This is a genomic window from Escherichia sp. KTE52, from assembly GCF_000408325.1.
GTDB lineage: Bacteria > Pseudomonadota > Gammaproteobacteria > Enterobacterales > Enterobacteriaceae > Escherichia > Escherichia marmotae.
In genome coordinates, this window is the sequence record NZ_KE138680.1 from 122,562 (window position 1) to 134,544 (window position 11,983).

At 52.1% G+C, this 11,983-nt stretch carries 11 protein-coding genes; 4 read left to right on the forward strand and 7 right to left on the reverse strand.

Annotation, left to right across the window (positions count from 1 at the left end):
* Positions 1-52: 52 nt before the first annotated feature.
* Together cysI and cysJ are read right to left on the reverse strand one after the other, a co-directional pair.
* Positions 53-1,765, reverse strand: coding sequence for an assimilatory sulfite reductase (NADPH) hemoprotein subunit (gene cysI, locus A1SC_RS10905; RefSeq protein WP_001516957.1), 1,713 nt, complete (start codon positions 1,763-1,765; stop codon positions 53-55).
* The gene (gene cysJ / locus A1SC_RS10900; protein ID WP_016249126.1) at positions 1,765-3,558 is read right to left on the reverse strand and encodes an NADPH-dependent assimilatory sulfite reductase flavoprotein subunit; all 1,794 of its coding nucleotides are present in this window, start codon (positions 3,556-3,558) and stop codon (positions 1,765-1,767) included. Before cysJ ends, cysI begins: the two co-directional genes overlap by 1 nt.
* A gap of 315 nt (positions 3,559-3,873) precedes the next feature.
* Here cysJ and queD point away from each other — a divergent pair, with 315 nt between their 5' ends.
* From queD to A1SC_RS10880, 4 genes are all read left to right on the forward strand, one after another.
* Complete coding sequence (gene queD, locus A1SC_RS10895; RefSeq protein ID WP_001329795.1) at positions 3,874-4,239, forward strand: 6-carboxytetrahydropterin synthase QueD; 366 nt, start codon at positions 3,874-3,876, stop codon at positions 4,237-4,239.
* Between the two features lie 77 nt (positions 4,240-4,316).
* Entirely contained in the window at positions 4,317-5,618 is a 1,302-nt protein-coding gene (locus A1SC_RS10890; protein ID WP_016262472.1) for an FAD-dependent oxidoreductase, read from the forward strand.
* Entirely contained in the window at positions 5,609-5,869 is a 261-nt protein-coding gene (locus A1SC_RS10885) for a ferredoxin family protein (protein ID WP_000109517.1), read from the forward strand. The genes A1SC_RS10890 and A1SC_RS10885 overlap by 10 nt, the downstream gene beginning before the upstream one ends.
* Positions 5,870-5,885: 16 nt before the next feature.
* Positions 5,886-6,461: a glycerol-3-phosphate responsive antiterminator gene (locus A1SC_RS10880; protein WP_001130283.1), complete on the forward strand. Its 576-nt coding sequence runs from the start codon at positions 5,886-5,888 to the stop codon at positions 6,459-6,461.
* Positions 6,462-6,589: 128 nt separating this feature from the next.
* Here A1SC_RS10880 and A1SC_RS10875 read toward each other — a convergent pair whose 3' ends face one another.
* From A1SC_RS10875 to A1SC_RS10855, 5 genes are all read right to left on the reverse strand, one after another.
* Positions 6,590-7,450, reverse strand: a complete 861-nt coding sequence (locus A1SC_RS10875) for an electron transfer flavoprotein subunit alpha/FixB family protein (protein ID WP_001103599.1) — start codon at positions 7,448-7,450, stop codon at positions 6,590-6,592.
* Entirely contained in the window at positions 7,447-8,226 is a 780-nt protein-coding gene (locus A1SC_RS10870) for an adenine nucleotide alpha hydrolase family protein (protein WP_016262473.1), read from the reverse strand. Before A1SC_RS10870 ends, A1SC_RS10875 begins: the two co-directional genes overlap by 4 nt.
* Positions 8,204-9,541 (reverse strand): MFS transporter, encoded by a 1,338-nt coding sequence (locus A1SC_RS10865; RefSeq protein ID WP_024191904.1) that lies wholly within the window; start codon positions 9,539-9,541, stop codon positions 8,204-8,206. The genes A1SC_RS10870 and A1SC_RS10865 overlap by 23 nt, the downstream gene beginning before the upstream one ends.
* Before the next feature lie 93 nt (positions 9,542-9,634).
* Entirely contained in the window at positions 9,635-11,089 is a 1,455-nt protein-coding gene (locus tag A1SC_RS10860) for an FAD-binding oxidoreductase (RefSeq protein WP_001516963.1), read from the reverse strand.
* Positions 11,090-11,158: 69 nt separating this feature from the next.
* Complete coding sequence (locus A1SC_RS10855) at positions 11,159-11,944, reverse strand: SDR family oxidoreductase (RefSeq protein ID WP_000021321.1); 786 nt, start codon at positions 11,942-11,944, stop codon at positions 11,159-11,161.
* Positions 11,945-11,983: the final 39 nt, after the last annotated feature.

Here is an 11,983-nt window from a genome sequence, read left to right on the forward strand (position 1 = left end):
CGCTTATGCGTCTTATCAGGCCTACAAAACCGAGCAGACACGGCGATTTATGTTAATCCCACAAATCGCGAGCCGGATCGAGCACCGGGCGAATGATGCCCGCACGCACCGTAAAGTCACCGAAGCCTTCACCCGCTTCGCGCTCTTTCGCCCAGCGCCCTATCAGTTCATCAAGCGACGCCAGGATTTCCGGCTCGGTGATGTTTTCTTTATACATCCGTGGGATACGTGTCCCCATACGGTTGCCGCCAAGATGCAGGTTGTAGCGCCCCGGCGCTTTACCCACCAGACCAACTTCTGCCAGCATCGCCCGGCCACAGCCGTTCGGGCATCCCGTCACACGCATTACGATATGCTCATCGCTGATGCCATGTTTCGCCATTAAGTTATCGATGTTGTCGATAAACGAGGGCAGGAAACGTTCGGCTTCCGCCATCGCCAGCGGACAGGTCGGGAATGACACACATGCCATTGAGTTTTCACGCTGTGGTGTGACGGCATTCATCAACCCGCTCTCTTTGGCGATCTTCTCGATCTTCGCTTTTTCACTTTCCGGTACACCCGCGATAATCAGGTTCTGGTTCGCCGTAATGCGGAAATCGCCTTTGTGGATCTTTGCGATCTCCAGCAGACCGGTTTTCAGCGGACGCCCCGGATAATCGAGAATACGACCATTTTCGATAAACAGCGTCAGGTGCCAGTTATCATCGATACCCTTAACCCAGCCGATGCGATCGCCGCGTCCAGTAAATTCATACGGGCGGATCGGTTCGAACTTGATCCCCGCGCGACGTTCAACTTCCGCCTTAAACGTCTCTACCCCCACGCGTTCCAGCGTGTATTTGGTTTTGGCATTTTTACGGTCAGTACGATTACCCCAGTCACGCTGAGTCGTAACCACAGCTTCCGCCACTGCCAGCGTATGCTCAAGTGGCAGATAACCAAACTCGCTCGCCGTGCGGGCATAGGTTTTTTTATTGCCGTGTTCCATAGAAAGACCGCCCCCCACCAGCAGGTTGAAGCCCACCAGCTTGCCGTTTTCCGCGATAGCCACAAAGTTCATGTCGTTGGCGTGCAGATCGATATCGTTCTGCGGCGGAATAACCACCGTCGTTTTGAACTTACGCGGCAGATAGGTCTGCCCGAGGATCGGTTCTTCATCAGTGGTAGCAACTTTCTCCTGATCGAGCCAGATCTCCGCATAGGCGCGGGTACGCGGCAACAGATGTTCAGAGATCTTCTTCGCCCACTCATAGGCTTCCGCGTGCAACTGTGACTCGTACGGATTCGAGGTGCACAGCACGTTACGGTTCATGTCGTTGGCGGTCGCCAGCGCATCAAGACCGACTGAGTGCAACATTTGGTGTGCAGGTTTGACGTTCTTTTTCAGAATACCGTGGAACTGGAAGGTCTGACGGTTGGTCAGGCGAATGCTACCGTAAATGGTGTTTTCCACTGCAAATTTGTCGATCGCCTGCCACTGTTTGGTGGTGATAACGCCCCCCGGCAGGCGGCAGCGGAGCATCATGGCGTGACGCGGCTCCAGCTTCTGTTCAGCTCGTTCGGCGCGAATGTCGCGGTCATCCTGCTGATACATGCCGTGGAAGCGGATCAGCAGGAAGTTATCGCCCTTAAACCCGCCAGTCAGGCCATCATTCAAATCTTCGGCAATCGTGCCGCGCAGAAAGTTGCTTTCAAGCTTCATGCGCTCGGCGTCTGCCAGTTTACCTTCGACCACTAAAGGCCCTGGATGTTTTTCGCTCATTAGTAGACATCTCGCTGATAACGGCGCTCTACGCGCAGCTCACTTAAAAATTCATCCGCCGCTTCAGTGTCCATGCCACCAAATTCGGCAATCACTTCCAGAAGTGCCTGTTCAACGTCTTTCGCCATGCGATTAGCGTCGCCGCAAACATAAATGTGGGCACCGTCATTGATCCAGCGCCACAGCTCTGCCCCCTGTTCACGCAGTTTGTCTTGTACGTAAATTTTTTCTTTTTGATCGCGTGACCAGGCCAGATCGATACGCGTCAGCACGCCCTCTTTGACATAACGCTGCCATTCCACCTGGTAGAGGAAATCTTCCGTAAAGTGCGGATTGCCGAAGAACAACCAGTTTTTGCCCGGCGCTTCGTCGGCGGCACGCTGCTGCATAAAGGCGCGGAATGGCGCGATACCGGTGCCAGGGCCAATCATAATCACCGGGGTTTCCGGGTTAGCTGGCAGGCGGAAGTTGTCGTTATGTTCGATAAAGACGCGAACTTCGCCCTCTTCTCCCACGCGATCCGCGAGGAAGCTGGAGGCACCACCGGCACGGGCACGGCCTTCCACGTCATAACGCACAACGCCGACAGTAACGTGCACTTCACTCTCGACTTCCGCCTGCGATGAGGCGATGGAATAAAGGCGCGGCGTCAGCGGACGCAAAATACTGATGAACGCATCAGCGTCCAGTTGTGCCGGAGAGAAACGCAACATATCGACAATCGGCGTCGTCGCAGCGTAATACTGCAACTTCGTTTTATCGCCCACCAGCGGCAGCAGCGTTTCGCTGCGCGTTAAGGTGGCGTAATTTTCAACAATGTTCGCGGTGTTGACGGTCAGTTCAAAATGCCACTGTAAGGCTTCCGCCAGCGGCAGCGTTTTGCCCTCGACAGTGACGGGTTCATCGCCTTTCAGCCACAGCAGTTCGACAATCTCTTTTACCAGTGCCGGATCGTTCTGATACCAGACGCCCAGCGCATCGCCCGGCTGATAGCGCAGGCCTGAGTCACCTAAATCGATCTCAATATGGCGAACGTCTTTTTCAGAGTTACGTCCAGTGATTTTCTGGTTAACAGAGAGGCTCGCCACCAGCGGCGCTTCTTTACTATACGGACTGGTGTGGATTTCATTCACCGCGCCAGTGGCGACGGATGTCGAAGGTGCTGCGACAGGCGCGCGCGATTTCAGTACATCAACTACATGGGCGCGCCATTCGCTGGCGGCTGCCTGATATTCAACATCGGCATCGACCCGGTCGAGCAGGCGTTCGCCGCCCAGTTCAGCCAGTTTGCTGTCGAAATCTTTACCGGACTGGCAGAAAAACTCATAAGAGGTGTCACCGAGGCTAAACACAGCAAAAGCGGTGTTTTCCAGTTTCGGCGCTTTTTTGGAGAACAGAAACTTGTGCAGCGCGACGGCTTCTTCCGGCGGTTCCCCTTCACCTTGTGTTGAAGTCACCACGATAAGCAGTTTTTCGCTGGCGATTTGTTTGAATTTATAGTCGCCTGCGTTCACCAGCTTAGCGTTCAGTTTTGCCGCTAATAAGTCGTCACGTAATGCTTCAGCGACCCGGCGAGCATTACCCGTTTGCGAGGCGGAGATGATGGTGATACCCGGCATTTCTGCGGCTGGTGTAGCGGCAAGTGTACCTGGCTGCTGGTTAAGCATTCCCCAGAAATAACCAGATACCCACGCAAGCTGGGTCGGTGTCAAATCAGTAGTGGCTGCCTGAAGGCGAGCCAGTTGCTCCGGGTTCAGCGGAAGCAAAGCGGAAGGAGGGACCTGTGTCGTCATGCGTCGTTATGTTCCAGTAAGCAAAGCTGTTTATCGGCCCTGTCAGCGCCCATAAAACAGAAGAGAAGGTAAGGTTAACGGCGCGAAGGGGGTGGATTAAAGACGGGATAGCGATAACTAATAACCAAATCGACTAACCTGTTTTAGCAATAGTCTTTAACAACAAAATAGATTTATTAACTCAATGAAAAATAGATAAATATCGACCGCAATTAAGATAAATCGGTCATTTTGCGCAACAAACCCGTTTTTGGTAATGCGAAAAAACAGGCTTTCCGGTACTCTACGGCGGTTTTATCGTCCAGTAGAGAAATTATGATGTCCACCACGTTATTTAAAGATTTCACCTTCGAAGCCGCTCACCGCTTACCACACGTCCCAGAAGGGCATAAATGTGGTCGCCTGCACGGGCATTCTTTTATGGTGCGCCTGGAAATTACCGGGGAAGTCGATCCGCATACGGGCTGGATTATCGATTTCGCTGAACTGAAAGCGGCGTTTAAACCGACTTACGATCGTCTCGACCACTATTATCTCAATGATATACCCGGACTGGAAAACCCGACCAGCGAAGTTTTAGCAAAATGGATTTGGGATCAAGTTAAACCCGTTGTACCACTATTAAGCGCTGTGATGGTGAAAGAAACCTGCACCGCAGGCTGCATCTATCGCGGTGAATAATCAGAGTGTGTCGGCGGTCAATTTCCCTTAAGTAACGCTATGTTAGGGTGTTGTGCTCTGGATATCTGGGGCATGACATGGAAGACGACTGCGACATTATTATTATTGGTGCCGGTATTGCGGGCACCGCTTGTGCGTTACGCTGCGCGCGAGCGGGATTATCTGTTCTGTTACTGGAACGCGCTGAAATCCCTGGCAGCAAAAACCTTTCCGGCGGGCGGTTATATACCCATGCGCTCGCGGAACTTCTCCCTCAATTTCACCTGACCGCGCCCCTTGAGCGACGTATCACTCACGAAAGCCTTTCTCTGTTAACGCCCGATGGCGCAACGACGTTTTCCAGCTTACAACCCGGTGGTGAATCCTGGAGCGTATTACGCGCACGATTCGATCCGTGGCTGGTTGCCGAAGCTGAAAAAGCAGGAGTTGAGTGTATTCCCGGCGCAACAGTAGACGCGTTATATGAAGAAAACAGCAGAGTGTGTGGCGTTATCTGTGGTGATGATATTCTCCGCGCCCGTTATGTTGTGCTGGCGGAAGGGGCCACCCGTTATGTTGTGCTGGCGGAAGGGGCCAATAGTGTGCTGGCAGAACATCACGGGTTAGTTACCCGTCCTGCTGGCGAATCGATGGCGTTAGGGATCAAAGAAGTGCTGTCGCTGGAAACGCCCATTATTGAAGCGCGTTTTCATCTGGAAAACAACGAAGGTGCAGCGATACTGTTCAGCGGGGAAATCTGTGATGACCTGCCAGGCGGTGCATTTCTTTATACCAATCAGCAAACGCTCTCTTTGGGGATTGTTTGCCCGCTCTCTTCCCTTGCACAAAACCGCGTTCCGGCAAGCGAGTTGCTGGCTCGTTTTAAGACACATCCGGCAGTAAGACCTCTCATTAAAAACAGTGAAACGCTGGAATACGGTGCACATCTGGTGCCGGAAGGCGGTTTACGCAATATGCCCGTGCAGTTCGCCGGTAACGGCTGGCTGCTGGTGGGCGATGCGTTGCGCAGTTGCGTCAATACTGGAATTTCAGTGCGAGGCATGGATATGGCGTTCATTGGCGCACAGGCAGCAGCACAAACACTGATTAGCGCCTGCCAGCAACGCGAGCCGCAAAATCTGTTCCCGATTTATCATCACAACGTAGAACACAGTTTGCTGTGGGATGTTCTACAACGTTATCAGCATGTTCCAGCACTTTTGCAACGCCCTAGCTGGTATCGGACGTGGCCTGCGTTAATGCAGGATATTTCCCGCGACTTATGGGATCAGGGAGATAAACCTGTTCCACCACTTCGCCAGTTGCTCTGGCGTCATTTACGTCGTCACGGCCTGTGGCATCTGGCGGGCGATGTTATCAGGAGTCTGCGATGTCTGTAGCCCGTAATCTCTGGCGTGCTGCTGATGCGCCACACATTGTTCCGGTTGACCCCGTTGAGCGCCAGACAGCAGAACGGTTGATTAATGCCTGCCCGGCAGGTCTTTTTTCGCTCACGCCGGAAGGCGACTTGCGTATTGATTATCGTAGTTGCCTGGAGTGCGGCACCTGCCGTTTGTTATGCGATGAAAAAACACTACAACAGTGGCGCTATCCGCCTTCTGGATTCGGCATCACCTACCGCTTTGGATAAATAATAAGGATAATTTATGCCCCTCTTACACCTGCTCCGTCAGAATCCGGTGATTGCTGCCGTTAAAGATAATGCCAGCCTGCAACTGGCCATTAATTCTGAATGCCAGTTTATTTCCGTGCTGTACGGCAATATCTGCACCATCAGCAATATCGTCAAAAAGATTAAAAACGCCGGGAAATATGCCTTTATTCATGTCGATTTGCTGGAAGGCGCGTCAAATAAAGAGGTGGTGATTCAGTTTTTGAAACTGGTGACCGAAGCAGATGGCATTATCAGCACTAAAGCGTCGATGCTGAAAGCCGCCAGAGCAGAAGGTTTTTTCTGTATTCATCGCCTGTTTATTGTCGATTCGATTTCGTTTCACAATATTGATAAGCAGGTTGCGCAATCGAACCCAGATTGCATTGAGATCCTGCCTGGCTGTATGCCCAAAGTGCTGGGCTGGGTGACGGAGAAAATCCGCCAACCGCTGATTGCTGGCGGGCTGGTGTGCGATGAAGAAGATGCGCGTAATGCAATTGACGCCGGTGTCGTGGCGCTTTCTACTACTAATACCCGCGTCTGGACGTTAGCGAAAAAATTGCTTTAACGGGATAAACGTAACGAATTGAATTTGTGTGATTTGTAGGCCACATCCGGCATTCAACGCCTGATGCGACGCTAACGCGTCTTATCAGGCCTACAAGTCCCTGACCCAGAACCGCATCCGCCAGTACGTTATTGGCAATCTGCGTGAATATTTGTCACCAGTGCCTCCAGCACCGCTTTCCAGTCATCCACCACGCCAACATCTGCCTGTGAAAAAACAGCCGCGCTGGCGTCATGATTCACAGCCACCACAAACTGGCTATTACGCACACCTGCCATTAACGCTGCCGCGCCGGACGCCCCGGCAACAATGCAAATCTCTGGCGCCAGCAAGTGCCCGGAAATTCCAATCACTTTTTCCGCATCAAAACCACCATTCATCACTCGCGCCCGACTGTAGCCCACTTCGGCGCCCAGCTTTTCAGCCAGCGTAGCGATGTCATGGCTATCAGCCTCGCCGCCCTGCCCTACCACCAGCACCCGTCTGGCTTCTACTAATGGGTCACGGGTAGTATTTTTCAGGTTTTCGATGCTAACAAACCAGTCTGGAAGTGCGCCGGGGACAATGTTTAGTTGCTGCATACCAGATGGCAACATTGCGTTTTTCGCAGCTCCAGCCTGGCGCGCCAGAGAAAGGCATAGCGGACGTTTTTCTGTTTGCAGCGTCGCCGTCAGCGCATTTCCCCAGTGGGATTTGCGCACGCTTGCTGTCGGTATATCCAACGAAATGATCTGGCAGATGCTGGTGCCATGTAAACGCCAGGCCAGTCGGGTCGCCAGTTCATCGCCAGACGCCCCCGGAGGGAAGAGCACAAATTCCGCAGGTGTTCGCTGCCACTGTTCCACAAGCGCATCCAGCACCTGTTCCGCCACTACGGGCTGAGGTTCAATCTGCCAGTGCGTCAGTGTACAACCGCTGAAATCCTGTTCTGCCAGCCAGCCTGCGATAGCTGCATTGTCCTGATTTATTGTCACTATTACGACATTCATGGCTGCATCCTCTGGCGCAAATAATCCCGCCACAGTATTTGTGCTTTTTCTTCTGCTGTTTGCCCATCAATCAACGTCGCGCCACGTCGTTGCTCCGGCCTTTCCAGTTGCAGGCACTGTATCGCTGACGATTCGGCGGCGAGAGTTTCGCGTAAAATTTCCACTTTCCCTGCCGCCATACGCTGGCGCATTCCCGGTACAGGCAAAGCGACTTCGCCACACTGGCGCACGGCAATGACCGCAGGCAAGCGTACCCGGCAACAGCGCAGCCCGTTTTCAGTACGCTGTTCGAGAGTGATAAATGGCGCGTCGAGTGTGAAACGCTCCACCAAGGTAAAACAGGGCCAGGCCAGTATTTCCGCCAGCAAAAACGGCGTTTGCCCGTTCTGCCCCTCGCTGCTTTGGCAGCCGGTAATAATCAGCTCCATCGGATTCTGGTGCTGCCATTCGGCAATATGGCGAGCAACAAATTCCGGCGCAAAACGCAGATCTGCCGCAGTCTCCAGCAATACTGCTTCCTCAAACCCGAGAGCCGTGAAATAGCGAAGCCAATGCAACGCCCGTTCATCCCCCATGCTCAACGCGGTTAAAGTCATCGGCGTGCCGCTTTTTCTCTGCGCCAATAGAATTGCGGCGGCGGCCTGTTCATCAGCACCGGGTAAACTTCGCAACAGTGAAACATCCGGCCCATAATTTGCCGTAGCAGCAGCCTGCCACTCTTTTTCCGCCAGCATTCCGGCATCCGGTTCGGCTTTAAACGCTAACAGAATGTTCATTCGCACCTCCGACATTTCCCGCCGCAACCAGCGGGAGAGCTTTAGTTTCTGGAGCCCATAGCCAGGTCACAACAAAACCAACCAATAGCACGATGGCCAGTAACAATAAGGTGGCCTGCATTCCCCACTGCGCCAGAACCCACGGCAACAAACCGGTGCTAATTGCCGCGCCAAGTCTACTCATGGCGGTCGCAAAACCGACGCCCAGAGAGCGGATATCAGTAGGAAAACTTTCGGCAGGTAGAATGCCAACCAGATTGCTGACCGCCGAAATGGTGGTGCTGAAGAGAATAAAAAGCAGCAGCGTTAACGAACTGCCGGAAGGCAAACAGGCCATCACCATCAGCGTGGCCGCCAGCAGCAAAAAGCTCCCCAGTAAAAATTTGCGATGGGCTAACAAGTGGGTCAACACTAACCCTAATAACGCGCCAACAATTAACAAGGCATTGAGCATCAGGCTGGCGGTCAGCGCATCTTCCAGACCAATAGTCTGGGCGATAGTCGGCAGCCAGGTATAAATCACAAACCACGGGATCACGAGGCAGACAAAGAACACGCTGTTAAATACCGTGCGCCGCCAGTAACGCGAAGAGAACAAGGTTTTGATGTGCTTAGTGGTGGCCGTTGCCACTTCATCGCCCAGTAATACATGAGAGCCAAAGTAACGATGCACAATGGCATGAGCTTCTGCAAAACGCCCCTGTCGCAGCAGCCAGCGCGGCGATTCCGGTGTGCCCCAACGTAACAACGTAATCAACAGCGCGGGCAGAGCTGTTGATGCCAAAAGCCATCGCCAGGCCTCCGGACTTTCTGAAATAAAGTGATGTCCGGCAATACTTGCCAGCACATAACCCACCGTCCACACCACGCTGAACGCGCCCAGCAAAATACCGCGGTGGCGGCGCGGGGAAAATTCTGCCAGCAAGGTATGCCCCACAGAGTAATCACCACCCAGCCCAATGCCGATCAAAATGCGCAAACCAATCAGGTGCTCCGGCGTGGTGGCAAAATATTGTAAAAACGAAGCGAGCGTAATCAGCAAAAAGCTGAAAGTGAAGATTTTTTGCCGCCCGATATGGTCGGAGATCCAGCCCAAAACCAGGCTGCCGATAAACAGGCCAAGTAGCGCTGAGCCACCAATCATTCCCGCCATAAACGGTGTCAGTTGCATGGCTGGAGTAAGCTGAATAATGGCGTAACCAATGACGCCGAGGACATAACCGTCAGTCAGGTGCGCGCCGAAAGTAAGCGCAGCAATGCGACAGTGAAAACGGTTAAGTGGTAAATCATCCATTCGCACCGGTGAAGTGTTCATCTTTACCCCTTCATTGTCCGGTAATAAGAACGGCTTCTCGCTTGAGAAGCCGAAAAGGCAACGCCCCGACATCACAGGACGCTGCCTGACACATTATTTTTCAATCGGATAGATAGTACCCGTGTTCATAATGCCGTTAGGATCGAACTGCTTTTTCAGCCCTTCCAGCAACGCCCACGCGCTGCCGTGTTCCAGTTTGCTCCAGTGAACGCGATGTTTACCAATGCCGTGGTGATGCACCATCGAACCACCGAGGCGAATGGTTTCTTCACAGATGATTTTGTTGAGCGGGTTGTGGTACTTGTCGATTTCCTCTTCCGGTTTGCAGTCAACAACGTTGTAGTCGTAAACGAAGTACATGTTGGTGCCGTTTTGGTAGCTGTGAGAAGAGTGACCGCCCAGCATAGTGATGTCGTCGGCGTGCGGGAACTCGGTACGAATACGGTTAATGACGTTTTCATAGATTTCGTGAATACAACTCCAGCAGCCGGACACTTCGGTGGTAAAGCCCATGTTGCCGGTTTTGAGGATCTGCACACGTTCGGCGGCCACTTTATCCGGCCCCCAGTTCAGGTTGTTGAACCAGGTTTCGATCAGTTTGCTGTCCACACGATGGCACTGCGGGTAACGCGCCACGATTTCGGCAATTCCTTCGCCTGTCGCCTGCGCAATACGTGGGTTACCCTCGGCCATAAAGATCAGCACGCATTTACCATCAGCAAAATGAGTGAAGTGTTGCGTGCCATCTTCAGCGTCATACAAACGAGCAATCGACGGGCGATACCCTTCCACCATGATTTCACGCAGGATGTTGAAGCCGGTTTTCATGTCTTCCAGCACATAGCCGTAGAAGAGATTGTTTTCCGGGGTGAATTTGAAGATTTTCACTGTAACTTCAGTGATATAGCACAGTGCACCTTCGTTACCAATAATGATGTGACGAATGTCCGGACCAGCCGCGCGACGTGGAACGTTTTTAATGCGCGTCACGGTGCCATCTGCCAGTACCGCTTCCAGGCCAACGACCATATCTTCAATTGCGCCGTAAAGTGTGGAGAACTGCCCAATACTGCGGGTTGCCACCAGGCCACCCATCTGCGCCAGCGGTTTTGACTGCGGAGAATGCCCCGTGGTGTAGCCTTTTTCACGCAACGCGTTTTCCAGCACCTCCAGCGGAACGCCACATTGCGCCGTGGCCTGCATATTCTCAATATCAATATTAATGATTTGATTCATGGCGGAGCCGTCGAGCACCACCGAGTTTTCTACGACAGTTTCCAGCCCACCTTCGGTGGCGGAAGCGCCGGTACGCGGCACACCGTTAATTTTGTGCGCATTCATAAAATTCAGCACGCGGGACACTTGCTCTGTGGAACCGAGTTTTACGACCGCTGCCGGAATCGGCAAAGTATAAATTCCATGAATATCCGGAAATTTACGAAAACGGTCAATACTGTTTTTCTTTAATACAGTTTCATCGGTAATTACGCGATCTGCACCAACAATTTCCTTTAGCTGGTCGACAATCGCTGCGCGAGATAAAGACATAATAAATCCTTTCTGATAATAAAAATGGAATAGTCATTAATAAAAGAAAACAGAAACCACCGTTATGGATTAGCGCACTAAATAACCACCATCAACCACCAGCAAATGACCATTCACATAATTCGATGCCGGGCTTGCGAGGAATACGGCTGCGCCCATTAAATCCTGTGTATCGCCCCAACGATTTGCCGGAATATGATCAAGAACGCGCTGATTTGTTTCTGGATTGCTGCGTGTCGCCAGCGTAATATCGGTTGCATAATAACCAGGGGCAATACCATTTACCTGAATATTATATTGACCTAATTCATCGCAATAGGCTTTAGTGAATCCAGCAAGTGCGTGTTTAGTTGCAGAATATGCTGGAGACCATTGCCCGCCCAGGTAAGAAAACAATGAACAGATATTAATGATTTTACCGCTTTTTTGCGGGATCATAATTTTTGCCGCTTCGTAACTCAGCTCAAAAGCGGCTGTCAGGTTCACATCAATCATCGGGTCCCAGTCGGCACGGCCGAAGTCCAGCACCTTATTCAGCTTACAAATACCTGCGTTATTGACCAGAATATCGACAGTGCCAAAACGCTCACAACAGGCAGCGATTATCTTCTGCGGCGCGCCTTCTGCGGTGATATCCACCTGCATGAAGTCCACTTCAACGCCTTGTTTTTCAATCATTTCCTTCGTTTCGCCATTATCTTTGACGAAGCTTGGAATAAAGATATTTGCACCTGCTTTTGCCAGTGCCATCGCAAATGCCTGGCCTAAACCACTATTCCCGCCGGTAACAATTGCAGTTTTACCTTTCAGGGAGAAAAAATCCATTGAGAACGCATTGAGTGATTCGATTGACATAGTTAGCTCCAATTTCCGTAAGGCAAAAAAAAAGAAAGG